At 43.3% G+C, this 26,450-nt stretch carries 26 protein-coding genes and 1 riboswitch; of the genes, 9 read left to right on the top strand and 17 right to left on the bottom strand.

The genetic code is table 11. From position 1 onward, the window contains the following. Positions 1-31 precede the first annotated feature (31 nt). The 8 genes from FHW89_RS11900 to FHW89_RS28635 form a co-directional block, all read right to left on the bottom strand. Complete coding sequence (locus FHW89_RS11900; protein WP_172335252.1) at positions 32-778, bottom strand: SDR family oxidoreductase; 747 nt, start codon at positions 776-778, stop codon at positions 32-34. 164 nt (positions 779-942) lie between these two features. Continuing rightward, entirely contained in the window at positions 943-1,560 is a 618-nt protein-coding gene (locus tag FHW89_RS28835) for an LUD domain-containing protein (RefSeq protein WP_253952220.1), read from the bottom strand. Then, the gene (locus FHW89_RS11890) at positions 1,557-2,942 is read right to left on the bottom strand and encodes a lactate utilization protein B (protein ID WP_172335251.1); all 1,386 of its coding nucleotides are present in this window, start codon (positions 2,940-2,942) and stop codon (positions 1,557-1,559) included. Before FHW89_RS11890 ends, FHW89_RS28835 begins: the two co-directional genes overlap by 4 nt. Further along, a complete protein-coding gene (locus FHW89_RS11885) occupies positions 2,935-3,675 on the bottom strand; it encodes a (Fe-S)-binding protein (RefSeq protein WP_172335250.1) in 741 nt (246 codons plus the stop codon). Before FHW89_RS11885 ends, FHW89_RS11890 begins: the two co-directional genes overlap by 8 nt. Before the next feature lie 322 nt (positions 3,676-3,997). Then, positions 3,998-4,645 (bottom strand): START domain-containing protein, encoded by a 648-nt coding sequence (locus FHW89_RS11880; protein WP_172335249.1) that lies wholly within the window; start codon positions 4,643-4,645, stop codon positions 3,998-4,000. Between the two features lie 131 nt (positions 4,646-4,776). Then, positions 4,777-7,455 carry an alpha-L-rhamnosidase gene (locus tag FHW89_RS11875; protein WP_172335248.1) on the bottom strand — a complete coding sequence of 893 codons (2,679 nt, stop codon included), beginning with the start codon at positions 7,453-7,455 and terminating at the stop codon, positions 4,777-4,779. A gap of 266 nt (positions 7,456-7,721) precedes the next feature. After that, positions 7,722-8,276 carry an arylesterase gene (locus FHW89_RS11870; protein WP_172335247.1) on the bottom strand — a complete coding sequence of 185 codons (555 nt, stop codon included), beginning with the start codon at positions 8,274-8,276 and terminating at the stop codon, positions 7,722-7,724. A gap of 18 nt (positions 8,277-8,294) precedes the next feature. After that, a complete protein-coding gene (locus tag FHW89_RS28635) occupies positions 8,295-8,516 on the bottom strand; it encodes a YtxH domain-containing protein (RefSeq protein WP_216650546.1) in 222 nt (73 codons plus the stop codon). Positions 8,517-8,851: 335 nt separating this feature from the next. Between FHW89_RS28635 and FHW89_RS11860 the strand changes: the two genes are divergently transcribed. From FHW89_RS11860 to FHW89_RS11840, 5 genes are all read left to right on the top strand, one after another. Beyond that, a complete protein-coding gene (locus FHW89_RS11860) occupies positions 8,852-9,607 on the top strand; it encodes a YdcF family protein (protein WP_172335246.1) in 756 nt (251 codons plus the stop codon). Between the two features lie 36 nt (positions 9,608-9,643). Further along, positions 9,644-10,345, top strand: coding sequence for a response regulator transcription factor (locus FHW89_RS11855; RefSeq protein WP_172335245.1), 702 nt, complete (start codon positions 9,644-9,646; stop codon positions 10,343-10,345). Continuing rightward, positions 10,329-11,696, top strand: a complete 1,368-nt coding sequence (locus FHW89_RS11850; protein WP_172335244.1) for a HAMP domain-containing sensor histidine kinase — start codon at positions 10,329-10,331, stop codon at positions 11,694-11,696. Before FHW89_RS11855 ends, FHW89_RS11850 begins: the two co-directional genes overlap by 17 nt. A 105-nt stretch (positions 11,697-11,801) precedes the next feature. Beyond that, entirely contained in the window at positions 11,802-12,281 is a 480-nt protein-coding gene (locus FHW89_RS11845; protein WP_172335243.1) for a hypothetical protein, read from the top strand. Positions 12,282-12,306: 25 nt separating this feature from the next. After that, positions 12,307-13,233, top strand: coding sequence for a bestrophin family protein (locus FHW89_RS11840; RefSeq protein WP_172335242.1), 927 nt, complete (start codon positions 12,307-12,309; stop codon positions 13,231-13,233). A gap of 166 nt (positions 13,234-13,399) precedes the next feature. On the opposite strand, the gene FHW89_RS11835 is transcribed toward FHW89_RS11840, so the two are convergent. After that, positions 13,400-14,488 carry an acyltransferase gene (locus tag FHW89_RS11835; RefSeq protein WP_172335241.1) on the bottom strand — a complete coding sequence of 363 codons (1,089 nt, stop codon included), beginning with the start codon at positions 14,486-14,488 and terminating at the stop codon, positions 13,400-13,402. A 227-nt stretch (positions 14,489-14,715) separates the two neighbouring features. On the opposite strand from FHW89_RS11835, the gene FHW89_RS11830 reads away from it, so the two are divergent. After that, a complete protein-coding gene (locus tag FHW89_RS11830) occupies positions 14,716-15,456 on the top strand; it encodes a peptidase (RefSeq protein ID WP_172335240.1) in 741 nt (246 codons plus the stop codon). 291 nt (positions 15,457-15,747) lie between these two features. Beyond that, positions 15,748-15,856, bottom strand: a riboswitch (SAM riboswitch). A gap of 132 nt (positions 15,857-15,988) precedes the next feature. Here the strand turns inward: FHW89_RS11830 and FHW89_RS11825 are convergent. Beyond that, positions 15,989-17,344 carry a hypothetical protein gene (locus FHW89_RS11825; protein WP_172335239.1) on the bottom strand — a complete coding sequence of 452 codons (1,356 nt, stop codon included), beginning with the start codon at positions 17,342-17,344 and terminating at the stop codon, positions 15,989-15,991. A 166-nt stretch (positions 17,345-17,510) separates the two neighbouring features. Between FHW89_RS11825 and argH the strand changes: the two genes are divergently transcribed. The 3 genes from argH to FHW89_RS11810 all read left to right on the top strand — a co-directional run bounded on the left by argH (position 17,511) and on the right by FHW89_RS11810 (position 19,956). Continuing rightward, positions 17,511-18,845, top strand: coding sequence for an argininosuccinate lyase (argH, locus tag FHW89_RS11820; protein WP_172335238.1), 1,335 nt, complete (start codon positions 17,511-17,513; stop codon positions 18,843-18,845). A gap of 45 nt (positions 18,846-18,890) precedes the next feature. Beyond that, positions 18,891-19,094, top strand: a complete 204-nt coding sequence (locus FHW89_RS11815; RefSeq protein ID WP_172335237.1) for a YwbE family protein — start codon at positions 18,891-18,893, stop codon at positions 19,092-19,094. Between the two features lie 166 nt (positions 19,095-19,260). Continuing rightward, positions 19,261-19,956 carry a DUF1345 domain-containing protein gene (locus FHW89_RS11810; protein WP_172335236.1) on the top strand — a complete coding sequence of 232 codons (696 nt, stop codon included), beginning with the start codon at positions 19,261-19,263 and terminating at the stop codon, positions 19,954-19,956. On the opposite strand, the gene FHW89_RS11805 is transcribed toward FHW89_RS11810, so the two are convergent. From FHW89_RS11805 to FHW89_RS11775, 7 genes are all read right to left on the bottom strand, one after another. Then, positions 19,953-20,879 (bottom strand): DUF72 domain-containing protein, encoded by a 927-nt coding sequence (locus tag FHW89_RS11805; RefSeq protein WP_172335235.1) that lies wholly within the window; start codon positions 20,877-20,879, stop codon positions 19,953-19,955. The two genes, FHW89_RS11810 and FHW89_RS11805, sit on opposite strands and share 4 nt — an antisense overlap. A 270-nt stretch (positions 20,880-21,149) precedes the next feature. Then, on the bottom strand, positions 21,150-21,908 hold the full coding sequence (locus FHW89_RS11800; RefSeq protein ID WP_172335234.1) for an SDR family NAD(P)-dependent oxidoreductase: 759 nt from the start codon (positions 21,906-21,908) through the stop codon (positions 21,150-21,152). Positions 21,909-22,071: 163 nt separating this feature from the next. Then, positions 22,072-22,476 (bottom strand): AraC family transcriptional regulator, encoded by a 405-nt coding sequence (locus tag FHW89_RS11795; protein ID WP_172335233.1) that lies wholly within the window; start codon positions 22,474-22,476, stop codon positions 22,072-22,074. A gap of 11 nt (positions 22,477-22,487) precedes the next feature. Then, a complete protein-coding gene (locus FHW89_RS11790) occupies positions 22,488-24,113 on the bottom strand; it encodes an amidase (RefSeq protein ID WP_172335232.1) in 1,626 nt (541 codons plus the stop codon). A 131-nt stretch (positions 24,114-24,244) separates the two neighbouring features. Then, positions 24,245-24,787, bottom strand: coding sequence for a YbhB/YbcL family Raf kinase inhibitor-like protein (locus FHW89_RS11785; RefSeq protein WP_172335231.1), 543 nt, complete (start codon positions 24,785-24,787; stop codon positions 24,245-24,247). Positions 24,788-25,076: 289 nt separating this feature from the next. Next, the gene (locus FHW89_RS11780) at positions 25,077-25,922 is read right to left on the bottom strand and encodes an AraC family transcriptional regulator (protein ID WP_172335230.1); all 846 of its coding nucleotides are present in this window, start codon (positions 25,920-25,922) and stop codon (positions 25,077-25,079) included. Between the two features lie 17 nt (positions 25,923-25,939). Then, entirely contained in the window at positions 25,940-26,449 is a 510-nt protein-coding gene (locus FHW89_RS11775; RefSeq protein ID WP_172335229.1) for a hypothetical protein, read from the bottom strand. Between the last annotated feature and the right edge of the window lies 1 nt (position 26,450).

The raw sequence follows: 26,450 nt of genomic DNA, 5'->3' as shown, positions 1-26,450 counted from the left end.
TGCTTTTATTAGAAATTCATCAGATTGAAGATTACGATTTACGCGCTTGCATGAAATTTAACGCCTCGGTTGGGGATGACAGGTATAGCTGGTAAAGCTGTTCGGTATTTCCTACCCGGATCTCATAATTATCGGTTTCAAGAGCGGCTAAGAACTCATCTGCAACCTGCGATGGCGGGATACCTAAATGACCTCCAATTTCGGTCGAAAATTCAGTATCAACTAAAGGTGGCATCAATTCAAATACTTTAACTGTTGTATCTGTTAATGCAACTCTTAAGGCTTGGGTATAAGAGTGTAATGCAGCTTTACTGGCAGAATAGGTGGCTGTTAACTTACCCGGTACAAAAGCTACTATGGATGATACGTTTACAATAGCAGCATCTGTTTGTTTTTTAAGTAAGGGTAATAATTTTTCGTTAAGCCTGATAATAGACAGGTAGTTGGTTTGCATTTCAATACTGGCTCTTTCAAAGGTATCCGTATTGTTAAGCAGATCACTTAGGCCTGCCGCGGCACCCGCGTTATTGATCAGGATATTCAGCTTTGGAAAATCGTTGATTAAAGTGGTAACAAGCGATTCCACATCGGCAGCGTTGGAAATATCGGCATTGATGGCGGTTACATTTTGTAATTGAGCGGCAGCTTTTTGCAAACGCTCGGGGTTACGGCCGATAATAATAACATGATTGTTTTTGGCTGATAGTTGTTTGGCTATTTCAAAGCCTATACCAGCGCTTCCGCCGGTTATGAGTACAGTGTTCTGTGAGGTTTTCATTTTGTTTTAATGTTGATGATTAATTTCAACACCACAAAAATATACCAATTGGTATATTTTTACAATATGCAAAATTCATCTTTGTGTCATCATTGTAAAGATGTCTGTTTTTAAGGTAGTGGTAACAAAAAATAAGGCCCGTTATTGGTATTAATAACAGGCCTTTATATAATGTACTTAAGAAGGGGCTGGATAAGGATAAAAACCGACAAACTCCTGGGGCCATGCGCACCTATCACCAATGATTGCTCAATATCGGCGGTTTTTGATGGGCCGGAGATGAACGCGCCATAACCATAATCGGCGTTGCCTATTTGGGCATAGGCTTGCGCCATAGTAGGCACAAAGGCATCTTTACCTATTACCACCGCCAGGTGCTGGCTAATGAATGGCAGTATCCGTATATTCATCTGGTTTTCTGTAAGCCATAAGGCACCATTTTCGGCAACGCCAAGGTTGGATGCCAATATGGTCAGCTCGGCATCGGCAAAGCTGTGTGACGATTCCTGCATTACATTGCCTGCATAAGTATATTCATCCAGACCCTGAATACCTGATATGATCTTTACGCCGGGTTTAAATTCTTTGCGCAGTATGTCTTTTATCGCTTCCAAATCGTTTACCTCATAAACAAAACAACCTCCGGCACTGGCTACACCGGTGTATTGCTGCACCAGATTATCAGAGGTAGCGGTTAGGGCGCTTAATATTTCCAGATCGGGCAGTGCGGTAGATGTAAATTGATTTTTTTTAACCGCGGCTAATATTTTTTCCCTGCTCATTGTTTTCCTTCCTTTCTTTTGCTGTACCATTCGCCAAATGATTCTTCCGGTGCTTTGGGCATTTCGCGGTGTTTATACCAGGGGTTTAAGCCGTTATTAACTGCGAATGGAGCATATTTAAATACCAGGCGGCCCATTTTGCCACCAGATCTGTATAAACCAGGAGAGGATAGGGTAAAGGCCATGGCTTTCATGGCTATGGTTTTTGAAGCAGGACTATAACCTTCTTTCACAATAACCTGCCGCCATTTATAAAGCTGGTCATGAATATCAATTTTAACCGGGCACACGTTACTGCACGAGCCGCAAAGCGTGGAGGCAAAAGGCAGGTCGGCATATTTTTTCATGTCGAGGTTGGGCGCCAGTATAGAGCCTATTGGCCCGGCAACGGCGGTATGATAGCTATGCCCGCCACTCTTGCGGTATACCGGGCAGGTGTTCATACAGGCACCGCAGCGGATGCATTTTAAAGAATTGCGAAAATCCTCACGCCCTAATTGTATGCTGCGGCCATTATCCACTATGATAATGTGTATAGCTGTATCCTCTTGTGGCTTTTTATAATGACTGGAATAAGTGGTAATTGGCTGACCGGTAGCGCTGCGCGTAAGCAATCTTAAAAAAACACCTAAATGCTTCCTTTCGGGGATGATCTTTTCTATCCCCATCGAGGCGATGTGGATTTCGGCCAAATGGGCACCCATATCGGCATTACCCTCATTGGTACATATCACAAATTCCCCGGTTTCTGCAATAGCGAAGTTGACGCCGGTAAGTGCTGCGCGACGTGTCAAAAACACCTCGCGTAAATGCTGGCGGGCGGTTTCGGTAAGTATCTTAGGATCCGATTCACCTTTGGCCGAGCCTAAATGCTCATGAAAAATATCGCCTATCTCTTCCTTTTTTTTGTGGATACAAGGCAGCACGATATGGCTTGGAGGCTCATTGGCCAATTGTACAATGCGTTCGCCCAGGTCGGAGTCGATCACATCGATGCCCTGTTCCTTGAGGTATTCGTTCAGGTGGCACTCTTCGGTAAGCATGGATTTGCTTTTAACCATGCGGTTGATACCACGCTCCTGTAATAGCTGGTGTACGATTTGATTATGCTCCTTAGCATCGGCTGCCCAATGTACTATGACACCGTTGTTGATGGCATTGGCCTCAAATTGTTCCAGGTATGTACTTAGGTTTGATAATACGTTATTTTTGATCTGCGATGCAGTTTCTCTTAACAGTTCCCACTCTGGCAGTTTATGCGCCTGGACATCGCGTTTTTGGCGTATCCACCATAAGGTTTCGTCGTGCCAGTCAACCCGGGGTTCATCCTGGTTAAATACAGCAGCCAGTTGGGGGTGGCTTTTTCCGGTTGCGTTACTCATGACTGTGATTTAAAATTTCGGCCACATGAATTACTTTAACATCGCTTTTTTGCCGGCGTAAAATGCCTTCCATATGCATAAGGCACGAAAGATCGGCCGAGGTAATGTACTGGGCGCCATGCTCGATGTGATCCTCTACGCGGTCTTTACCCATTTTGGAGGATACGGCTTCTTCTACAACACAAAACGTTCCGCCAAAGCCGCAGCAATCATCCTGGCGGCTTAGGGGCACCAGTTCTAACCCCTGTACCATATCCAGCAGTTGCGCAGGTTTACTGAAAGCGGGAGCAACCAGCTCGCTCATTTGCGATATCCGCAGACCGCGCAACCCGTGGCAGCTTTGGTGCAAACCTACTTTATACGGAAAATGGGATTTTAATTCCTTTACCTGCAATACATCTATCAAAAACTCAGTAAGCTCATAAACCCGTTTACGGATGTCAACAGCTTGTTCTTCTTTTTCGGGCGAATGTAAATGTTCCTTGATATGCAAGGTACAACTACCCGATGGGCATACGATATAATCATAACCCGAAAAATTATCAACAAACAAGTTATTACATCCTGCGGTTAGGTGCTCGTAGCCAGAATTGGCCATAGGCTGCCCGCAGCAGGTTTGATTTTTAGGATAGTGAACCTCAACGCCAAGTTTCTCCAGCAGTTCCAATGTAGCAATAGCCGCTTTGGGGTAAAACTGATCAACATAGCAGGGTACAAATAAAGCTACCTTCATTTTATAGTGTTTACTTTAATTGGTTAAAGCAATATTAGCAGTTATTCACTGTACAACTATCCTGATGCGTCTATCAGGATCAGCGCAATTGGCCTGGTAATTTATTGGTGTATAAATGTAGTTGGTACGGTTACCTGCTAAACAACGAAATTACGGTTATACGAGGCAACTGTTATCAGCTTTTTTTGCAAATGATTGATGGTAATTAGCGTGAATGTTCATTGGTTTATTAATTCATTAATGTTGGAATGCAGGCAATGGAGCGGAAGTTTAAATGGTTTCGAGACCAATAAACTAATGAACCAGTGAACAAATGAACTAATTAATCCGTGATGTATGGTAGTTTGATGTTCTTGTAGGTAGGTTTCTGTAGTTGCACTTTCAGCTTTTTAAAGCTTTCTGTAGGCCCCTGGGTAATAAACATGTTGAGCAGCCATGCAGGAACGCTGCCGCCTGCATCCAGGTGAAGAGTATATTCAATTTTTACATGACTGCTGTCAATCGGGGTAATAATCCATTTACCTACCGAATGCTCAATACGTACAATACCGTCTTTACGCGGTACCATATCCGCCAAACACGGGGCATCAACGGTAACCACTTTGGTTTTAGAGTCTTGGGTTACTTTGATATGGGCAATAAAATCGCGGTTATGTAAAGGCCAGGGTATGGATACTTCAGAATAATAATATAGTTCCGAAGGCGATACCTGTTTGATCATGTCAACAGATTTGGTATGATAAACCCAATCTATACTACCTTTTATATCCAGTAATACAGCAACCAATTGGGCGGCCGAGGCATTGAACTCACATTCTACCTTGATGGCTTTTACTTTGGAATCCGGCACATGCCTGGTGTATACTTTAACACCCTCTTTATTAGTGCTTAAAGCCCAGGGCTCTTCAGCATGGGTGATGTTGATCAATGAAAATGCAAGCAGGACTAATAAAGTGACTTTTTTGTACATGATATAGAGCCGATATAATGTAACAAAAGTATATACAAAACAAGCCGGTTGGTGAACCGGCTTGTCAGTAAAAGGTCATTTGGTGTTAAGTAAATGTAAATATGAAATATCTATGGCAATTGAAGTAATGATTATTTCACCTCAAAAACATAGCTTCCGGCAACAGCTTTATAAGTCCCTGAACCAGTGATCAGTTTACCACCCAAGTAAGTTTTACCTGTGGGTAGACTAATGGTAGCAGTTGAATTTGCGGGTACGGTAACTTTGTAGGTTATACCTTGACCAGTACGTTGCCACGCAGATATGAGTTTGCCATACGGCCCATCATGCGTAGCGGTAAATTCATTTAGACCGGCCACAAAGTGTGGTTGCAGCAGGATGTTTTTAAAACCAGGATGATCCGGATCGGGGTGGATGCCCGCTATCCCTTTATACAGCCAGGCGCCTATCTCTCCAAACATAATATGGTTGAGTGATATGTCTGATTTGGCATCGATCTTCCAGTTTTCATACAGCGTTGTTGCCCCGTTAACCATCCACCATCCCCAGGAGGGGAAAGTTTCCTGCGATGCTATTTTGTAAGCCACATCCGGATAGCCATTGTCGCTCAAGGCGCTTAAAATGGCCTTGGCTCCAAGGATGCCCACGTCAAGATGATAATTATCAGCGGCTACACGTTGCGCCAGATTGGCGGCTACTTTACTTTTCAGGTTTTGCGGAACCACATCCCAGTAAAGCGGTACGCTCAGTTCGGTCTGCAAGCCCTTGCCATATATACCGGTTTCGGTATTCAGGTATTTGGCATTGATGGCATTTTTGATCTTGGTGGCCAGTGCCGAATATTTTACAAAATCGGCCTGTTTACCCAATATTTTGGCGGCTTTGGCCAGGATGCTGGCATCGGTATAATAATATACCGAAGAGGTAAGCTCAACCGGCGATACGGATTTTACCGGCACCCAATCGCCCAGGCCCCAGGTGGTTAAGCCTGTTGGGTAAAGCTCGTCAATGTGGTTTACATACTTTTCGATGCTGGTATAGCTATCCGCCAGGAGTTTGCTATCGCCATAAAACAAATAAATGTTCCAGGGGATAATGGCGATGGTGCTTGTCCAGTCGGGCCCATTACCCCATTCGTAACCCCAGCCGCCGGTTGGAATAATAGATGGGAGCACACCATTGGGTTGTTGCTCGTCGCGATGATCGGCCAGCCATTTTTCGTAAATGGTGATGGCATCAAAATTATATAAACCCGTTTCGCTGGCAATATGGGCGTCACCTGTCCAACCGTTCTTTTCGCGCTGCGGGCAATCGGTAGGGTAGCCAAACAGGTTGCTGAGATAGGAGTTATTGGTAGCGCTCCAGATTTGGTTGATGGTTTTGTTTGATGATGTAACCGTACCGATAGGCGCTACATCGCTATGCATAAAATAAGCTTTCAGGCTCTCTTTGTTTAATTCCACAGGTTTGCTGCTGCTTACCTCTATGTACTGAAAACCTTTATAATTAAATTTAGGCATAAAAGTTTCTTCGCCTTTACCACTCAAAATAAAAATGTCTGTCTGGAAAGGGTCTTTATCATCTGTAGGGCGATAATGCAGGTCGATGTTTGACTGATCAACATGGCCATTTTTGTTCAGCCGCTCGGCGTGTTTCAGGCGGATTACCGTACCCGAATCACCTTTTACGGTGATCTTACTTACGCCCGATATATTTCTGCCGATATCAAATACCCACAGGTTATTGTCAATTTTGGTGATGCTTTTAGCAGCTATCTCTTCCACATTGCGGATGGGCTGCAGGCTCTGCGCTACAATATTTTGTGAAGGGGCCGAACGGTTGATGACCTGTTTCCAGACGGTATCTATAAAATTGGGGGTATTCCAGCCGGGTTGTTCTTTGCGGGCATCGTAATGTTCGGCAGTGTAAATGCTGTTAAAAACTACCGGACTTAAGGATGTTTTCCATTGCGTATTGGAACTTACTGTTTCTACAGAACCATCGGTATATGTGATTCGCAGATCCATACAAAATGCTGGCCTGCCGCGCCATGGCGCCTGGTGAAAATACCATACCGCTGTGCTCTGGTGATTATACCAGCCATTGCCCAGCAATACGCCAATGGCGTTTTTGCCATTTTGTAGTTGCGTGGTTACGTCGTAAGCCACATACAGCGTCCGCCTGTCAAACCGGGTATACATAGGGTCGAGGCGATGGTTGCCGATCTTTTGGCCATTGATATACAGTTCATAAAGCCCCGCTACAGCGATATAGGCCCGTGCCGAGCGGATCTGTTTAGCTACTTTAAATGTATGCCGAAAGTATGGGGCTGGGTTTACCGCTATGCCTTTATTATCGCTTATCCATGATCCCTGCCAGTTGCGCATATCCATCAGGCCGGTTTCAAAACTGGCTATGGTTGATGATGCGAGCTTTTTACCAGCCTGATCCCACAGCAGCACCCGCCAGTAATATTTGGTAAATGGCTGTAAAGCTTTGCCCTGGTAATTAATCAGATTTACAGCGGATACAACTTTGGCGGTTTGCCAGCTATCGCCTTTACCATTGCCAACGCCAATAGAATCGGTACCAACAATAAGTTGATAAGCTGTTTGAGCAGCGCCTTGCCTTTCATCGGCAAGCAACCAACTTAAACGCGGGTGCCGGGAGTCGATACCAATAGGATTAACCAAGTGCTCGCATTGTAAGCCTGCTGCTTTGCCGGGTGTAGCGGCAAAACTTGTGTTGATGATAAAAAAATGAAATAATAAAGCGATGTAAAGCGCGGGCCTACATAAAAGTTGTTTCATACGATGCAATAAAGCTGTTTATAAAGGTAAGCAAGATAATTTAAGGGCTTATAGCAATGTTAAGCCGATATTTTCGCTTGCGCAACCCCAACTGTCTTGAAGGGGAGGGGGGTAGTCGCGAATACCCCCCCCGACTGAATTGAAAGCGCGTCATTGCGAGGTACGAAGCAATCTCTACATAAGCAGAGCCACTCTGTACAGTATAAAGATTGCTTCGTACAGCAATGACGCCCGGAGAAAAATCTTCCACCGTAGGATGAATTTAGCTACAGCAACTCCCTGATCACCGGCCAAACATTATCCAGCATAACACGGTAGCCTTCGGCAGATGGATGTAGCATATCAGGTAAGTTTAAATGCGGTTTACCGGCCACGCCAGCCAGGTAAAAGGGTACAAAGGTCATGTGATTGGCATCGGCTAATTGACGAAATATGGCTTTGAATTCGGCCGCTAATGTTCCGGAGATAAACGCGGGAATTTCCATTCCCATCAAAGCCAGCTTTACATGAGGGAATTTAAGTTTAACTTTATCAATAATAGCCTGCAGGTTTTTATGTGTTACCTGCGGAGATATGCCCCGGATAATATCGTTGGTGCCCAGTTCAAGCACAAATACTTGTATAGGCCTGTTTGTCCAGTAATCCAAACGAAAAAGGCCCCCGGCAGAGGTATCACCACTTAATCCGCCATTAATTACGTGATAAGGCAATTTAGCTGCGTCTATTTTTTGCTGTACCAGTGCCGGGAGCGATTCTGTTTTAACATTTTTTAGGCCATAACCTGCCGTAAGGCTATCGCCGAAAAAAAGAATATTATGCATAGTAATGCAACGACTGTTTTAGAATTTGCTATTGTCTCTGAAGTTGTCTCTGAAATTTTGAGTACGCACGGCTATCTGCTCTAAAGTGAGCTCGCCATATTTTTTTGCACGATCCATCCATTCAGGCCCGTTCTCGGTAAGGTCGTCAATAATCGACTTGCCATTCGACCCCTTTTTGGTCACATAATTTATGCCGTAAGCAACTGCTGCACCAACGACAAGAAGTTTTAGTAAGCCCATAATTTTATTTTTTATTGTTTGTATGACAATGATGATGCCAGTTTGTTACACACAGGTGTAAAGAGTCGGGATATAAGAATCAGGAGTCAAAAGAATAGTTAAATATCCAGGCAGCCAATAGCAAATTTGTAAAAATCATGGTTTACACATTTTACTGGTATTTTTTCATAAATTTTTGATTGTTAATTAATTAAATGAATGTAAACCATGAAAAGTGTAAACCATGTAAACCCACTTTATGCCTGCAAAGAGCAGACGATTATTCCCTGCTTTTTCTTGATTCTAATATCCGACTCTAAATTTTAATTACTTTTACGGCTAAAGTATACCAGTATATGTTTTTTATCCTGTCGAAAATATTGGCGGTCTTGCTTTTTCCCTTGCTGTATGTATTTGTGTTACTGCTGATGGCGGCTTTGGCAAAAAATGCAAAGCGTAAACGTAAATACCTGCTATGGGGCATCGGGCTGCTTTATTTCTTTTCCAATTCATTCCTGATCAACCGACTGGCAAAGGCATGGGATATAGCACCCGCACAACTCGAAAAAAACAAAACATACAGCGCAGCTATTGTATTGGGAGGTTTCGCATCGGATGATAAGGATGGTCGCGGTATTTTTGGCCCCTCGGCCGACAGGTTTATACAGGGGGTTTTGCTGCAAAAAACGGGGATGGTAAAATACATTTTAGTTTCGGGAGGCAATGGTAATTTAAACCCCACGGCCTTCCGGGAAGGGGCTTGGGCCAAATACCAGTTGAAGGCCGCGCAGGTGCCTGATAGCTGCATTCTGATCGAAGATCAGTCGCGCAATACTCTGGAGAACGCGTCTTTAACAAAATCCTTGCTTCAAAAACACGGGCAACGCGGGCCTTACTTATTGGTAACCTCGGCTTTTCATATGCGGCGGTCGGCTCGGATATTCAAAAAAATGGGTGTTGATGTAATATCATATCCCTGTAATTATATAGCGGGAACCGGTGACTTTAGCATAACGGAATTTGTGCCCAGTGCCGATGCGCTAAACAAATGGAATATTTATATAAAAGAAATGATCGGCCTTGCCGTTAACCTCATCACCGGACGTGGTTAATAGTTTAGAGGTTAAGATTTATGCAAAATTAATATTATGGGGATATTGTTGGTTGAGGATGAACCTAATGTGGTATCAGTTATCAAACGCGGGCTTGCCGAATTTGGCTACGAGGTAAGCGTAGCGGCTAATGGCGCGACCGGTTTGCAAATGGCGCTCGATCATGATTTTGACCTGGTAATATTAGATGTAATGCTGCCTGTAATGGATGGCATACAGGTTTGTAAGCTCATCAGGCAGCATAAGCAAACTATGCCTGTTATCATGTTAACAGCCCTTGACTCAACCGAAAATATCGTAAACGGCTTGGATAGCGGTGCCGACGATTACCTGGTAAAACCCTTTAAAATTGCCGAACTGGCGGCGCGCCTGCGTACCCTGTTACGCCGTAAAAGCGGCGAACAACAATCGGCCAGTAATATATTTAAGATCGGCGATCTGGAGTTGAACACCGAATCAAAAATAGCATACCGTAACGGCGACACCTTAAAACTTACTGCTACAGAGTATAGATTGTTGGAGTATTTTGTCAGGAATCAGAAAAAAGTGCTGTCACGCATCCAGATACTGGAAAGCGTATGGGATATTGATTTTAATATGGGTACCAACGTGGTTGACGTATATGTAAACTATCTACGCAAAAAGCTGGAAAAAGGTGGAGGTACCAAATTGATACATACGGTTTTTGGCATGGGATATATCATGAAGGAGGGAGAGCCCGATGAAAATACAAAGTAAAATAACCCTGCTGTTCCTGCTGCTCTCCGGTGTAATATTGTTATTGCTCAACATCACTGTTTTTTACCTGGTATACCGGTTTGGTTTCGACGATTTTTTTAAACGGCTGGAGGCTCGGGTTAATATATCGGCCGAGGTTAACATTTTTCCAAGTGAAAGAAGCAGGGCTTACCAGGAAGTCCGAAATAAATACCTGGAGCGACTGGAAGCTGAACGAATGTATTTTTTTAATACCGATACACTAAACAAAGTACACATTGCTGGTGGCATCGATGAAAACAGCAAACTGATCAAACAAATACTCAGCGATAGCGCGGCCCGCTACAAAGTAGATAATACCTTTTATGCCGGTAAGCTATTTACAAAGGGCAACAGCAAATACATTGTTGTTGTTTCGGCTTCAGATCCCGCCGGTTTCCAGGAGTTGAAGGATCTGCAAAAAATATTGATCTACGGCTTTTTAGTAGCTATGATACTGGTGTATTTTGTAGGTAAAATATTCTCTTTTTATACTTTTCAACCTATACGGCGTATCATTAACAACGTTAAAAATATAACGGCCAATAACCTGCATTTCAGGCTGGATGAACTGAGCGGTAAAGATGAGGTAGCCGAACTATCCTACACCTTTAATGACATGCTTAACCGCCTGGAAACAGCTTTTGAAACACAGAATAACTTTGTAAGCAATGCCTCGCACGAGCTGCGCACGCCCCTAACCATCATCAGTTCTGAAGCTGAGCTTGCCCTAAGCAAAAGCGATGCAAGCCCGGATCAGCGTGAGATATTTGACACCATTTATTCGGAGGCCGAGAAGCTGCGCCAGATACTGAATAGTTTATTGGCTCTTGCCCAATCAGGCTTCGACGGTAAAAAACAACGCTGGGAAAGTATCCGTATAGATGAACTCGTGATGGTAGCGTCAGAGTCGATCAAAAAGATCCATACCGAAAGCAAGATACAGATTGATCTGGAAGATATGCCCACCGATGAGCGCCTGCTTTATGTGAGCGGTAACAGCAATTTATTACAGCTGGCCATTACCAACATCATCAGCAACGCCTGTAAATATTCTGATAACCGGCTGGTAACAATAAGGCTGCTGGCCGAAAACAATAAAGTGATCGTCTCCATTACCGATCAGGGCATAGGCATTCCCGAAAGTGAGCTTCAGCATATTTTTGAACCATTTTTCAGAGCCTCCAATACCCATAATTACGAAGGGCATGGTGTTGGCTTGCCATTAACGCTTAACATTATACGCCTGCACAGGGGCAGCATAGGTATCCGCTCGGACGTGGGCAAGGGCACCGAGATCAAAGTTTTTTTGCCGGTGGATGCATCAGCGTAAAACTCTAATCAAATTCTAATAACTTTCTTAGATCATCTTAATTATTGAGGGCTACACTTGTATCAAACAAAATAGTTCAAGTTAAACCATTAAATAATTACGACTATGAAAACGCTGTTCATCCCCACCGATTTTACCTACCAATCGCTTCAAAGCATCCCTAATATAGCCCAGCAATATTATCCGCAAAAAGTGGATATCAGGCTGGTACATATGCTGAAAATTACCGACAATATGGGCGAGCTGCTGATGCTGTCGCGCCGATCAGCCGAGTACAAGCACATTCCTGATAATTTCTATATCCGCTGCCGTGAAATGGAAAAAGATTTCAGCCACCTGATCAACCGTATCCACATCGATATTTTTTACGGCAGTACGGTAGCTGTTTTTAATAACTACCTGGATGCCCATGAAGTGGATGCTATAGTTCCGCCGCACGATAATTACCAATTGCTTTTTAAAAACAGTATAGACCCACAAGTGCTGATTGCAAAATGCGGAACACGGGTATTAGCTAACACAGAAACAGATGGCGTAATAACAAACCTTATTGCCCAGGAACAAGAATTGATTGAACAACAGTAATTAACCCCTTAATTATTAAAATACTATGCTACTAAAAGAAAACATCCCGGCTACGTACGTATTCGGAAAAATAAAAAAAGAACTCATCATGGTGGCCATCTATGCATCGGCTATTTACCTGGTGCATCAGTACTATAACCTGAAAGAGGTGTCCATCCCTTTAACGGTGCCTACTATTTTAGGTACTATCATATCCCTGTTATTGGCTTTTCGGTCAAATCAGGCGTACGACCGCTGGTGGGAAGCCCGTATTTTGTGGGGAGGCATCGTGAATGATTGCCGAACCCTTACCCGCCAGGTACTAACCTTTGTTGACAGCAGTATCGACGGCGAGGAGAAATGGGCCCTCAAGGAACGGATCGTAAAAAGGCAGATGGCCTGGTGCTACAGTTTGAGCCGCCATTTGCGCAAACAGGATGCTAAACAAAACCTGGAAGCATTTTTAAGCGCTGATGACGTCAGGAACATTCGCAACGTAGATCATGTGCCGTTGGCCTTGAATGAGTTACAAGGGCACGATCTGCGCACCTTGTACAAACTAGGCTGGATCAATGAATACCAGCAGGTAACTATGGATGGCACCTTAACCAGTTTTATGAACTCTATGGGTGGCTGCGAGCGGATTAAGAACACCGTATTCCCGGCTACTTATAGTGTGTATATACACTGGTTGGTACTTTTTTTTGTACTGCTGCTGCCTTTTAGCCTGATGGAGTTTTTTGGTATATTACAGGTGCCCCTGGTAATCGCTATTTCGTCGGCATTTTTCCTGATCGAGAAAATGGCCATCCATCTGCAGGATCCATTTGAGAACATGCCGACGGATACGCCAACTACCGCCATTAGCCGTAAAATTGAGCAGGACCTGAAGCAAATGCTAAAGGACGAAATGCCGCAGGTAACCGATATGGTGACCAACACCCAGCAACAAGCGGTGTTCTATATTTTATAATAACCGGTTAAATGAGTTTTAAATATTTGATAAATAGATGATTGTATGTTAAACGGTAGGTTTTTGGCTCTCCTGTTGCCTTAACCAAACAGCCCGGTCTTCCTGAAAAAGGAGCCGGGCTGTCGTTTGATATAAATATACGAGAAGTTAGGGGTATGGTCAATATTTAAACCTGTTTCCTTTTGCTCGTAAGGTATTTCCGTACGGGGATATCATAAATTACCATCACCAAATAAGCTATTCCAACCAGCAATATGACCGATATCGGGATAATAAGCCCCAGTTGCCCCGGACCTGGTTTGTGGGCGGCGTAATAGTTTCCAAACATCCACATCACCGCATAATGGGTCATGTACAAGGGGTATGATACATTTCCGGCGAATACACACAATTTTTTTACGCCTTGCGTTAGCACGGCTCCCGCGCCCAGTGCAATTAAAAGAGGGAAATAAAAAATTACCACCAGCGGTTCGGTAAGCCAGTTCCATTTGGTAGAGAAAGGCATCAGGAAGGCGAGGGCCAGCAACACCGCCAAGCCCAAAAAGCCCAGCTTGTTTTTAATGATCCAATTGAAGCGGTATACCAGCAAACCGGCTAAAAACGAATAGCTGATGCGTGCACCACCGTCCCCAAAATTGCCCTTACCCCAGCCGCCCATCAGGTTGCCGGAGTGCTGCGCTACAAAACAAATACTCAGTGCCGCCAATATAGCAAGCACAAACAATACACGCTTATGAGCCCGGCAAAGCACAAAGGCATAAACAATATTGGCTATATACTCCCAAAACAGCGACCATGCAGGGGCGTTAAAACCGAATTGATTAAAATAACGGTCAGACATCTCTGGGAAAGGGATAAGTAGTATAGACAGTAAAAATAGCAATATCAGCCTGCCTGCGCTGTATAGCTCCGGATGACCACCAAACGGATCAAACAAAAAGGCTAACAAACCTAGTACCGAACCAAAAATAACAAGGGGGTGCAGCCTGGTGATCCTCGATTTAAAAAACTCCATGATCCCCATTTTACCAATACGATCATCGTAAGCATAGCCAATTACAAAGCCAGACAGGCAAAAGAAAAAATCGACCGCCAGGAAACCATGGCCTATAAAGTTTTGGCTGTAATCGGAGTAGGCTATTTCCATAAAATGGAAGATCACCACGGCCACAGCCGCTACGCCGCGCAGGCCGTCAAGAATTTCAAAATGCTGTTTGGTTTTAAGGATCCCGGGATTGAGTTTGTGTTCGGTCATTGATGTTTGTTTTATGAGGATGCAGGTACGCCGGGGTAATGCGTAAGGCCAAGAATACCGAATAATAACGATTTAGCCAATTTTTTTAAAATATTCATAGTTGAACTTATACAATTGATTTTTCGGAATTGCCAGTAGCTGGCATCAAATTATCCATGCTCTGCACAATCTCCCAATATTTAATTACTTTGGCTTTTTCGGAATTTTTAACGCATTGCATTTTTAAGATGACCTATTGCCTGGGAATTAAAGTTAAAGAGGGTTTGCTGGCTATTGCTGATACCCGCATTACTTCGGGAACCGATACTACCATAAAAAAGAAGATCACGATAGCGCAAAAAGATCATTTTTCGCTTTTTATCATGACCAGCGGTTTGCGCTCCATACGTGATAAAGCCATCACTTATTTTACCGAGCAGTTGGAAAGCCGGGAGTTTAATAAACTGTATAAGGCAGTAAATGCCTTTGGCGAACAGGTAAAACAGGCTGCCGAGGAAGACAAAGCTGCACTGGAACAGGCTGGTTTCCGGTTCGATCTTAATACTATCATTGGCGGGCAGCTTAAAGATGATGATGAACATAAATTGTTTTTGCTTTATCCCGAAGGTAACTGGGTTGAGCTGGACGAAGGATCGCCCTATGTGGTTATCGGGAATGCTGCTCATGGCAAGGCTATTTTAAACCGTACACTTACCGAAAACTCTAGCTTGAGATTGGCCCTTAAAACAGGTTTCCTGTCGTTTGATTCTACCCGGGTGAGCGCCAACGATGTTGATTTTCCGATTGATGTGGCATTGTATAAAAAAGACAGCTTTGAGCTGGTGGAGCAGCGTTATGAGAAAAAGGATCTGGAGTTTATATCCGCACAATGGGCCGAAGAGCTGAAGAACGCGCTTAATCATGTTTCCGAAACCTGGATGGATATAGCGTTTGATAAACTAAACGAAATTGACCCTAAGAATAGATAAAAGATCGTTGAATCAAAGAACAAAGATCTTTTATCTATGCATTCGTTCATCAAACTAATTGGTACCTGATATAGAACTTACTATCCGGATATGAATAAAACATGCCCCTTATCTCTGATTTTAGACCAGATACAGTGTGAATTTTAAGGAAATAATGAGGGGGAAATTTGACGTCGCGGGCAGATTCGAACTGCCGTAGAAGGTTTTGCAGACCTTAACCTATCCTCTCGGTCACGCGACTTTAAAAAAAAACTATAAATCACTTATGGAAGATTAGAAGGGTAAGATCTTTGTTTATCTTTCTCCTATACGGAGCAGGAATTAGCACCTTTTACATTATGCGGATGTACAGGTTGCTAAGACGTCTTTGGGCCTTTCCCTCAGTCTTTCTTGATAAGCGTAATAAAGAACTATTTGTCGTTGTTGACAGTGCAAATATAAAAACTATTTATATAATTCCTATAGAATTAGTAGAATATTTGTGAACTAATTGTACTTTATATTTATCTGGCTTAATTTCAGCTGATTAAAATTAGTTGGCAGGGGCTATTCGATATACACCATCGGCTCTTACAGATATGATGCTGCCGTCTTGAAACTGATAATCACTCCTTACGGCAAGCGTACTATTACTATCAGCCTGAATAAGTTTTATTTCTTTAGTCTTAAGGTTTAAAGTGTAATAACCGTCTATCTGTACCTGGGTATTGTAGTCGAAACACCTATAAAAAGTTAAAATATCACTTTTTATATTAGCTATCACCGGAAAATAAGTTTGATTTCCGTGCACGTAGGCAGATTGGTATACGAGGGAACCATCTTTATAAATGCTGAAAGCGGTTAACAGATCATTAGCGGAAGTGCCTTTTGCTGAACTCACAAAGGCATAGCCCGATGCGTTATCAATATCAATTATACCTGAGTTTTGATCGAGATTTAGAGGCGTTGATATGGAGCCATTGGCGGTATTGATCAAATTATTAGCACACAGAATATGATTAGTGCTATACTCATTTATGCGTACAAAATCGAAGTTATCCAATGAATATTTCACTTTTGACAGATCGCTAAGATTCACAAGGGAAACCGTTTTATCTTCAAATATGGGGTTAGTTACCAGTACATGATTATTTACCACACGGGATATCCGGCCATAATCGTAAGATACAAAATCAACAAAAGTTGATTTTTGGGTATTGATGTCATACCTGGCCAGCGGCACACGGTCGCTGCCCGGGTCAATGGTTACTTGCGGAACATTGGCCGTACTTTTATCACCGTAAATAAGTAACTCATCATCAGATGCTGCCCTTACAAAGGTGGATGGTAATTTATCGCTGATAACATCCACTGCAAAAGTTTTTAATGATAATCTTTTGGTATAAAGTACATTATTTACATCATCGGTTATAAATAAATAGTTTCTGGATGGCGAGAGGTCGGCTGCCTTAGGCCCCAGGCTTTGTTTCAGATCCAATAGTTTTTTATAACTAAAAGCATGTACAAACTGGTGGGTATAATTATTAATGCTGAATTGACGGATAGTATCTGAAGTAGCAACAGCTTGAACTTTGAAATTATACTTAACACCCGGCTTAAAAGTATAATTAATAACAGCCGAGTAATAGTTGTTGTTTTTGGATATGGTTGCGGTTTGCAAGGTATTGGTATCCTGTTTAAGGATTATTTTTGAAGGGACAGGCTGCTGATCTATCCGCAGAAAAACTTGTACCTGGTTATCGGCCAAAGGAGCTATTTTGAAAGGGATAGTGCCGGAATCTTTGATAACTGCTTTGGCGGGCGGTGGGTAAGATGGCATGTCATTTTTCTTTGAACAGGCACTCAGCAATAAGGCAGCGATAATAATAAGGTAGATGTTGTTTTTCATAAGTACAAAATGATAATCAAGATAGGTTTAAAGTATTAAATAAGATTAAACAGATTGTGAAATGTTCGTATTATTCACGACTTATAAATAGTAAAAAGGTTTAATGTTTGTTTAACGATTATTCATTTTTTAGCGTTTATTTATCATTAATGCACATATTTGCACCATGAGTAAGTTATGGCAAAAAACTACCAATGTAAATGAACTGGTAGAGAACTTTACTGTTGGCCGCGACAGGGAATTTGATGAGCAAATGGCAGCCTTTGATGTATTAGGCTCATTGGCCCACACCCGTATGTTGCAAAGCATAGGATTGATGGACGCTGCCGATCTTGACCTGGTACAACGCGAGTTAAAAGCCATATATGCCGATATTGAAAAAGGCGGTTTTACCATCGAAGATGGGGTAGAGGACGTACACTCGCAGGTAGAGCTGCTGCTTACCCAGCGTATTGGCGATGCCGGTAAAAAAATTCATAGCGGCCGCTCCCGTAATGATCAGGTGCTGGTTGATCTGAAACTATTTTTCCGCAATCAGTTGCAACAGGTGGTTGAAGAAACAGAAGCGCTGTTTAGGCAATTGATCTCTCTTAGCGAAAAACATAAAGATGTTTTATTGCCTGGCTATACGCATTTGCAAATAGCCATGCCATCGTCATTCGGTTTGTGGTTTGGTGCCTATGCCGAAAGCCTGGCCGACGACCTGGAACTTGTTTTGGCGGCATATCGCATCACCAATAAAAATCCGTTGGGTTCGGCAGCTGGTTATGGCTCGTCCTTTCCGTTAAACCGTACTTTAACCACTCAATTGCTGGGTTTTGATAGCTTAAATTATAACGTGGTATACGCCCAGATGGGTCGCGGCAAAACGGAAAGAATCATTGCCCAGGCTTTATCATCTGTAGCGGCCACGCTGGCTAAAATGGCGATGGATCAGGCTTTATACCTGAGCCAGAATTTTGCTTTTGTAAGCTACCCGGACACACTCACCACCGGCAGCAGCATTATGCCGCATAAAAAGAATCCCGATGTTTGGGAAATTATGCGCGGCAAATGTAATCGCCTGCAGGCACTACCAACCGATGTGGCCATGATGACCACCAACCTGCCATCGGGCTATCACCGCGAGCTGCAATTACTGAAGGAGTTGTTGTTCCCTGCTTTTGCTGATCTGAAAAACTGCCTGCATATGGCCACTTTTATGCTGCAAAACATCAGTGTAAATACCGATATACTGAAAGATCCCAAATACGCTTACCTCTTCAGCGTGGAAGAAGTGAACCGCATGGTACTAAACGGTACGCCTTTCCGTGATGCCTACAAACAAATAGGCCTGGCTATTGAGCAGGGCGATTTTAACCCCGACAAAACCGTAAGCCATACCCATGAGGGCAGCATTGGTAACCTGGGTAACGAGCAAATTATCGCTGCCTTTGATAAATTGCTAATCAATTTTGATTTTGGAAAAGTTGATACAGCGATAAAAGAACTGGTGAGGTAGGCGACAAATCAACGGAATCATAAAAATCAACATAGATCAACGGTCATGAATGGACAAAACAGAAGCGATATATACCCAGGCCTGGAGGTTGATATTATCCTGAAAAAAGACCAGCGTACAGGAACCCTTACCCGCGGTTTTGTAAAACGATTACTCACCAGCGCCGCTTATCATTCCCGCGGTATCAAGGTGCAGTTAGATGACGGGCAGGTTGGCCGAGTAGCTTGGATAGTAGAAGATGAGGAATAGAAGTAAGAGATGAGAGCCAAGAAGCAAGACAGAAAAACAATCCTTTCTTGCTTCTTGGCTCTTATCTCTTGATTCCTGACTCTATTACCTCAACTCTTGATTCTTTTTTACATAGTTCATTAATTCTACACAATTCATCACCATATTTACGGTATAAACTCGCCTTATGCCTGCAAATAAAATCAAATCAAAAGTGTGGTTCCGGTTGGATGCTCATTACCGGATGCTTATTTCCTTAGGGATAAGTGGCATTGTATTGTTTTTATCCATCGGGCATTTTAGCGCGCCAGCAGTCATATTAACTACCTGGATAGCTTTCGCCTTAGCTATTATCATTATGGATTGGGTGATCATCTTGTCATCCCACCCTATGGAGGTACGCAAAATTGCACGGATAGAAGATTCCAGCCGTACGCTAATATTCTTGTTTGTGATCGTATCTTCGCTGGTGAGCATGCTGGCTATATTTTTCCTGCTAAAATCATCTAAACATCTGTCGGCAGAGGCTGTAACCGGTCATGTTTTGCTGGGGATGGCATCGGTTATTGTTTCCTGGATTTTGGTGCATACTATATTTACGCTGCGTTACGCACACATGTATTATACTACTGATACAGACAATGATGGCAAAAAGAAAACATTAGGCGGACTTGAATTCCCGGGCGATGAAAAGCAGCCTGACTATCTGGACTTTGTTTATTTCTCCTTTGTTATCGGCATGACCTTCCAGGTATCTGATGTGGAGATATCTTCCCGCCAGATCCGGCGCCTGGTCTGGATACACGGTATGATCTCCTTCGCTTTTAATACTGCTATAGTAGCACTGAGCATCAATGTGATATCAGGCCTGGTATCCAACTAAAACAGGGTGCTTTGTGCTTCGATGAATTTAGGACGGAGCAGTTTTGTGCCTAAAGCTTTGTTCAGTTCATCGGTCACATAATCGGCCAGGATGGGCGAGTAACGTTCATCGTGCTGGTGCATAAAAAACCATACCGATCTTAAACCCTGTTGCTGCCATTGTTTAATGCGGGTAACCCATTCATCCAAACGGGCCTTGTCCGAATCAAAATTACCGTTAACCAGTCCGTTACCTACAAATCGGATAAAAGCATGCGGTGTAGGCAGGTTCATGTGTACCACATCGCGCCTCCCGGTAGCATCGGTAATTACCGCGCCGATGTTGAGATCGTGAAAAAGCTTAAATACCTTTTCGCTGTTCTCTGGCACAGCAAACCACTCCTTATGCCTTAGTTCTACAAAAACTGGGACATCTTTAGGTAATTGTTCCAGGTAGGTCTTTAACTCGGGAAAACTTTTGGGGGTATAGTTATCGCTCAGTTGTAAAAACATAGGCCCCAGTTTATCGCCAAAGGCCATAACTCCTTCGTAATAGCTGGTGGTAATATCTTCGGTGTTTTTTAGCCTGCGGATGTGACTGATGCTTTGCGAAAATTTAGGACAGAATTTAAAATCGGGGTTACTCTCGGCTTTGGCTTTCCATTTAAAAATGGTATCGGGCCCATAAACATTATAAAATGTAGCGTTAAGCTCAATACAGTCAAAATGCTTTACATATTCGTCCAGAAAATTGGCCTCTTTGGTTTTTAGCGGATAGATTTGGCCAACCCATTCTTTACGCCCCCACTTGGCGCAACCTACACGTACTTGCATAGGTTCACTACCTTTAGCAGAGGCCAGGGTGCTTAATGTAAGCGCTGTATCAGGTGGAAGGGTGAAATCAACAGCAGCTAATTCTTGCGGGGTAACACGGCCAAATTCCATATCGATATATTATTTTATGCAAGATAGGGTTTTGTTAGGACAGCTGGAATTTATACAAAAGTGGCTGTGCCATAAATCAAATTAACTGCCCTTGGTATTGTGTTACCCTTAAATTGAAATTTAGCCGATAATTTTATACAAAAGTGGGTTTACATATTTCTCGGGAAAATATATATAATTCATTGATTATCAATTATGTATTCTCGTGTAAGCCCTGAAAAGTGTAAACCGTGTAAACCCACTTTTTGTTAATAGAGGCAAGCCAATCAATTACAAGAACATACCACCCGAAGCTTCAATACGCTGCGCGTTGATCCAACGGGCTTCTTCGGTACATAAAAAGGCTACAATGCCGCCAATATCATCGGGCATACCTGGTCTGCCTAAAGCGGTAATGCTGGAGATCCGGTCATGCATGCCTTCGTGCGAAAATGCCTCTTTGGTAAAATCGGTTTCAATAATGCCAGGAGCAACCACATTGGCCGCGATACCGCGTGGGCCAAGCTCTTTTGCAAGATATTTGGTCAATACCTCAATAGCGCCTTTCATCGAAGCATAAGCGGCATAACCAGGGGTCGAAAATCGGGCCAGGCCGGTTGAAAAGTTGATGATACGACCACCATCGGCAATAACCGGCAAGCTTTTTTGGGTTAAAAAGTAAACGCCTTTAAAGTGTATGTTCATGAGGTTATCAAAATCCTCTTCGGTAGTTTCGGCAAATTTCGATGCCGCGTCGATACCTGCGTTATTGATCAGGAAATCAAAAGTGCCACGGCCCCATTTTTCCTGTAGCAACGCGGTAAGCTGACTGATAAAACCATCAAATGATTTAACCACACTGGTATCCAATTGCAATGCGGCCGCTTTTCGACCCAATTTTTCAATAGATGCCACAACTTCTTCCGCTTCCTCTTTTTTACTGCGATAGGTAAGTATCACATCAATACCTTTTTTGGCCAGGTGCTGGGCCGCGTTTTTGCCTAAGCCACGGCTGCCGCCGGTAATCAAAGCTATTTTATTTGTACTCATTTTATTTTTGTTTATTGTTTATGATACAAAGTTGCAGCTAAATAGTGTTGTAATTATGGTGACTACTTCAGTTTAAATGGTAACTGTTTCAGATTAAATGGTATTCATTTCGTGGTTTAAAAGGTCTGCCCAGTATGGTTCAACGGGCTCACCATGACACCTTTTAATCCACCTGTTCATATTGTTTGATCAATACCTGTTCACGGTATTGTTTGGGTGTAACTCCTTCAAAGCGCTTAAAAAACTTAGTAAAGTTGGATGGGTCAAAAGTAAGTTCCGCAGCAATTTCAGCCACAGATATGTTACTGCTCCGAAGCATATCTTTGGCTATCTTCATGATTCTTTCTTCAAAAAAATCACATGGGGCACGACCAGTGGTTAATTTGATAGTATTGCTTAAATGAGTAGGGTGGATGTGCAGCTGACCGGCAAAATCGCGAATCTCCATCATATCCAAAACTTTGTGTTGCAAAAGATCATCCAGGTGCCTGTCAAGCGCCTTCAAAAAGTCGGCGGTTATTTCGTGCTGCCTGGCCAGTATCTTTTTAGGAACGGGTGTTGTTGCCATGATACACAAAGTTAAGCAAACAGGTCTGGCTTAAAAACAGGTTCGGTCCTTTTTTTCGAGGCCTGTTCATAAGCGTAGCCAAGCGTAACGATGTCGGCCTCTTTATAAGCGGTACTGAAAAACGACAGCCCTACAGGCAACTCATGTACTTTACCCATGGGCACGGTGATATGCGGATAGCCGGCTTTGGCGGCAGGACCTGAGAAGGAGAAGCCGTTATCATAATCGCCATTAACCAGGTCGATGCAGATGGACGGGCCGTTGGTTGGGCCAATGATGGCATCCAGCTTATTATCCGTCAGTATTTTATCAATAGCTTTTCTGGTGCCTTCGCTGGTTTGTTTCAAGGCGTCAATATACTCCTTGCTGGTGAGGTCGCCTTTGCTTTGAGCCAGTTCCAGCGTTTCCTGTTTAAAAAAGGGCATGGCTTTGGCTTCGTTCTGCTTGTTAAAAGCGATCACATCGGCCAGTGTTTTCATTTTACTGTTGGCCGTGCTTAGATACTTATTAACGCCGTCTTTAAACTCATAAAGCAATACGGTAAACTCGCCCCGGCTAATGTCTTTCAGGGCTTTGTTCAGTTCTATTTCAACAATGGTAGCGCCTTTGCTTTTCAGGGTATTAATGGCATCATTCAGCAAAGCAACCACTGCTGGATTACCTTCCAGTGCAGATTTCTCTACCCCGAGGCGTTTGCCTTTCAGCCCGTTTGCGTCCAGAAATTTAGTATAGTCGACCGCCACTTTTCCTTTACTGGCGAGGGTATAAGTATCCTGCGGATCGATACCAGCCAGTACACCTAAAACAATAGCGGCATCCTGAACGGTGCGGGCCATTGGTCCGGCGGTATCCTGTGTTTTAGATATAGGGATGATGCCCGATCGGCTCCATAGGCCCACGGTAGGTTTAATGCCCACCAGGCCATTTACTGATGATGGCGATACGATAGAACCATCAGTCTCTGTGCCGATAGCTACAGCGCATAAATTGGCTGCCGCTGCTGTGCCAGAACCGGCGCTTGAACCACTCGGGTTCCGATCCAATATATATGGGCATTTGGTTTGCCCGCCACGGCTGCTCCATGCACTGGTAGAGTGTGTGGAGCGAAAGTTGGCCCATTCGCTTAAATTAGTTTTGCCCAGGATTACCGCGCCTGCTTCGCGCAGTTTGTGTATGATGAAGGCGTCCTGTTTGGCAAAATTATCAGCCAGTGCCAGTGCCCCGGCAGTGGTGTGCATATTATCGCCGGTATTGATATTGTCTTTGATGAGCACGGGTATGCCATGCAAAGGACCACGAACTTTGCCTTGTGCACGTTCTTTATCCATGGCATCGGCCATATTCAACGCATCTTTATTGAGTTCGATAACCGAGTTTAGTTTTGGCCCGTTCTTGTCTATTTTGTCTATACGTTTCAGGTAAAGTTCGGTAATGAGGCGCGAAGTATATTCTTTGGCCTGCATTTTTTGCTGCAGATAGGCGATGGTAACTTCAGATAGTTCAAACAGATCGTCCTTGTTGTTAGCAGCATCATCGATCTTTTTTTCTTCCGCAGGCTGACTGCATGAAGCGGCTACCAAAGTTGATATTGTTAAACCTGCTAATGAGCCTGTTTTCAGGAAGTTTCTTCTGTGCATAAACGGTGGGATTTTAAGCTATTACAAATAACAAAATATTTAGCTAATTAAAAATAGCCAGCCCGATTATGTACCTACAAAATTACATCTGCCCCAAAATTTCGGGGCAGATGCAACAGTTTAGATTTATCTTACCTTTTATAATATACCACCAACGATGCTTTGGATATCACATTTTGATTCAGCATAAAGCCGGTTAAGGCCGCCGAAACTTTGTTATCAACACCAAGTTTGGCTGATTTTAAGGCATAAACCGTGATCACATAGCTGTGGACCGCGTCGTTTTCGGGTGGGCAAGGGCCGCTATAGCCAGGAACGAGCGCATCTGTTAGTCCCTGTATGCTACCAGCCGGTGCTATCCCGGCCGAAGGATTGCCGGCTCCCTGTTTTAATTCGTGTACATTGGCGGGGATATCAAAAATAACCCAATGCCACCAACCACTGCCGGTAGGGGCTTGGGGGTCATATATAGTTACCGCGAAGCTTTGTGTACCAGTCGGGGCGTTTTGCCATTCCAGTTGCGGCGATTTGTTGCTGCCACTACAACCAAATGTATTAGCAACAAATTCGTTAGTGAACTGACCTCCCAGATCTTTGCTTTTAAGGGTAAAGGTTTGTGCATTTACAATGGAACCAAGGCTTACAGCAAACACAAATAAGATGAATGTTTTCATAATCTTTTGGATAATATTTATTTATCCAAAATTGACGATGTTTAATGCCTTGTGGTTATTGGTATAGGTTCAAAAACTATTGAAAACGGCTCAGATCAATAATATTGGCTGCATACAGGACAATAAAAACAGGGTGTCATGGTGAGCCCGTTGAACCATAGTGGGCAGGCCTCTGCGCACGAATCTTCGACAAGCTCAGACTGACAGCCCTTTTTATTATATGTGCTTCTACAATAAATCATGTGGGATCCCGAAATAAATTCGGGATGACGTTTTGGAGTTTGGGTACTTACTGTACGCCGAGTTGATATTGCTTAGGGCTTAACCCAAATTTCTTTTTAAAGGCTGATGAAAAGTTAGACAGATTATCATAACCCAGATCAAGGTATAGGGAGGTCGCATTTTTGCCTTGCGATAATTCCTGCCGCGCTATTTCCAGTTTGCGCTCGCGAATGTATTTACCGGGGGCGATGTGGTACGCTTTTTCAAAATCGCGCTTAAATGATGCCAGGCTTTTGTGGGCCAAAAAGGCCAGCTCTTCGAGCGTAAGGTTATTGAAGAGATTGTTCTCCACTACATTTTTTAACAACAGGGCAGGTGAGGGTGCATTACTCTGTAACAAAGCGATCAATTGCGACTGGTGGCCTTGCAGTAAAACCAGCAGCAGTTCTTCTACTTTGTTCACCGCCAGTTCATAGGACAAATTTTGTCCTTCGTGTATCAGGATCTGCAGGCTTTTAATATAGCCCGCGAGGTAATTGGTCTGCCTGAATTTAATATAATCGGGAGTAGCCGAAGTTTTACTATTTAGCTGATATTTATTTAAGAAACCAATAGCCACGCTCGCTGGAAAAAACACCAGGATGCTGCTGTATTGATATTCATTAAGTGTATGCTCGGCCATGATAGAGTGGCCCTGGGGTATCACAATACCTTCACCGGTGTGTACTACTGTATTATCAGACGGACGATAAATAGCCTTTTCGCCATTGATCACAAAGCTAATGGCATAACAATTAAATACTACCCGGCTATTTTGAAGGCTATCCTGCTCCTGGTAATGCACAAACGAAATATTACCCGCAGTTACCCTGCTTTGGTTTTCGGTAGTTTCAGGTATGTACACGTTTGTCATGCGAATAAAATGCAAATCTAAGGTATCTGCTCAACAGTAGCTTTGGGTATTTGTAAATCAGGATTAATGTTAGGTAATATCAGCTTTAGCTTTTCCCTACTTGAATTGTTGACATCTAAAAAGGTCCAACTTTTACCGCCATCTTTGCTTATTCCTAATAAGTTACTATGTGATAGTAAACGACCCTGAGGTGTTTTAAATGTTATATTTTCTGGTACCAGACAATGAATTTCGGTACCGGCCTTATAAAATTTGCCAGGAGTACCCATAGAAATTGCATCAAAACTCAGGCCCATGCCCTTCATCTGCTCAATACCTGTACTAATAAGCTGAATCATTTTTTCTTTGCCTCCGGCCATTTGTATGGCTTTAGGATAGGTGTTATTGATAATCGTTGGGTAATCGCCTTTTATCATGGCTTGCGCCAGTAAATTAGCTCTTTGCTTAACCAAGGTGGTATCCTGCGCATTAACATGAATGATGAACAGGCCCATAAAACTGCATAGAAGCAAAAAGATTTTTTTCATC

This window comes from Mucilaginibacter sp. SG564, assembly GCF_013149275.1.
Lineage (GTDB): Bacteria > Bacteroidota > Bacteroidia > Sphingobacteriales > Sphingobacteriaceae > Mucilaginibacter.
Note: the sequence above shows the minus strand (reverse complement) of the source record. Positions and strands in the feature narration are given on the sequence as shown.

Excerpts from the sequence above, each read along its gene's own strand:
- FHW89_RS11825 (WP_172335239.1), bottom strand. The coding sequence starts at position 17,344 with ATGAAAAACAACATCTACCTTATTATTATCGCTGCCTTATTGCTGAGT.
- FHW89_RS11880 (WP_172335249.1), bottom strand. The coding sequence starts at position 4,645 with ATGTACAAAAAAGTCACTTTATTAGTCCTGCTTGCATTTTCATTGATC.
- FHW89_RS11785 (WP_172335231.1), bottom strand. The coding sequence starts at position 24,787 with ATGAAAACATTCATCTTATTTGTGTTTGCTGTAAGCCTTGGTTCCATT.
- FHW89_RS11790 (WP_172335232.1), bottom strand. The coding sequence starts at position 24,113 with ATGCACAGAAGAAACTTCCTGAAAACAGGCTCATTAGCAGGTTTAACA.
- FHW89_RS11840 (WP_172335242.1), top strand. The coding sequence starts at position 12,307 with ATGCTACTAAAAGAAAACATCCCGGCTACGTACGTATTCGGAAAAATA.
- FHW89_RS11780 (WP_172335230.1), bottom strand. The coding sequence starts at position 25,922 with ATGACAAACGTGTACATACCTGAAACTACCGAAAACCAAAGCAGGGTA.
- FHW89_RS28635 (WP_216650546.1), bottom strand. The coding sequence starts at position 8,516 with ATGGGCTTACTAAAACTTCTTGTCGTTGGTGCAGCAGTTGCTTACGGC.
- FHW89_RS11830 (WP_172335240.1), top strand. The coding sequence starts at position 14,716 with ATGACCTATTGCCTGGGAATTAAAGTTAAAGAGGGTTTGCTGGCTATT.
- FHW89_RS11885 (WP_172335250.1), bottom strand. The coding sequence starts at position 3,675 with ATGAAGGTAGCTTTATTTGTACCCTGCTATGTTGATCAGTTTTACCCC.
- FHW89_RS28835 (WP_253952220.1), bottom strand. The coding sequence starts at position 1,560 with ATGAGCAGGGAAAAAATATTAGCCGCGGTTAAAAAAAATCAATTTACA.
- FHW89_RS11795 (WP_172335233.1), bottom strand. The coding sequence starts at position 22,476 with ATGGCAACAACACCCGTTCCTAAAAAGATACTGGCCAGGCAGCACGAA.
- FHW89_RS11890 (WP_172335251.1), bottom strand. The coding sequence starts at position 2,942 with ATGAGTAACGCAACCGGAAAAAGCCACCCCCAACTGGCTGCTGTATTT.
- FHW89_RS11860 (WP_172335246.1), top strand. The coding sequence starts at position 8,852 with ATGTTTTTTATCCTGTCGAAAATATTGGCGGTCTTGCTTTTTCCCTTG.
- FHW89_RS11870 (WP_172335247.1), bottom strand. The coding sequence starts at position 8,276 with ATGCATAATATTCTTTTTTTCGGCGATAGCCTTACGGCAGGTTATGGC.
- FHW89_RS11800 (WP_172335234.1), bottom strand. The coding sequence starts at position 21,908 with ATGAGTACAAATAAAATAGCTTTGATTACCGGCGGCAGCCGTGGCTTA.
- FHW89_RS11845 (WP_172335243.1), top strand. The coding sequence starts at position 11,802 with ATGAAAACGCTGTTCATCCCCACCGATTTTACCTACCAATCGCTTCAA.
- FHW89_RS11850 (WP_172335244.1), top strand. The coding sequence starts at position 10,329 with ATGAAAATACAAAGTAAAATAACCCTGCTGTTCCTGCTGCTCTCCGGT.
- FHW89_RS11875 (WP_172335248.1), bottom strand. The coding sequence starts at position 7,455 with ATGAAACAACTTTTATGTAGGCCCGCGCTTTACATCGCTTTATTATTT.
- argH (WP_172335238.1), top strand. The coding sequence starts at position 17,511 with ATGAGTAAGTTATGGCAAAAAACTACCAATGTAAATGAACTGGTAGAG.
- FHW89_RS11835 (WP_172335241.1), bottom strand. The coding sequence starts at position 14,488 with ATGACCGAACACAAACTCAATCCCGGGATCCTTAAAACCAAACAGCAT.
- FHW89_RS11855 (WP_172335245.1), top strand. The coding sequence starts at position 9,644 with ATGGGGATATTGTTGGTTGAGGATGAACCTAATGTGGTATCAGTTATC.
- FHW89_RS11805 (WP_172335235.1), bottom strand. The coding sequence starts at position 20,879 with ATGGAATTTGGCCGTGTTACCCCGCAAGAATTAGCTGCTGTTGATTTC.
- FHW89_RS11815 (WP_172335237.1), top strand. The coding sequence starts at position 18,891 with ATGAATGGACAAAACAGAAGCGATATATACCCAGGCCTGGAGGTTGAT.
- FHW89_RS11900 (WP_172335252.1), bottom strand. The coding sequence starts at position 778 with ATGAAAACCTCACAGAACACTGTACTCATAACCGGCGGAAGCGCTGGT.
- FHW89_RS11810 (WP_172335236.1), top strand. The coding sequence starts at position 19,261 with ATGCCTGCAAATAAAATCAAATCAAAAGTGTGGTTCCGGTTGGATGCT.
- FHW89_RS11775 (WP_172335229.1), bottom strand. The coding sequence starts at position 26,449 with ATGAAAAAAATCTTTTTGCTTCTATGCAGTTTTATGGGCCTGTTCATC.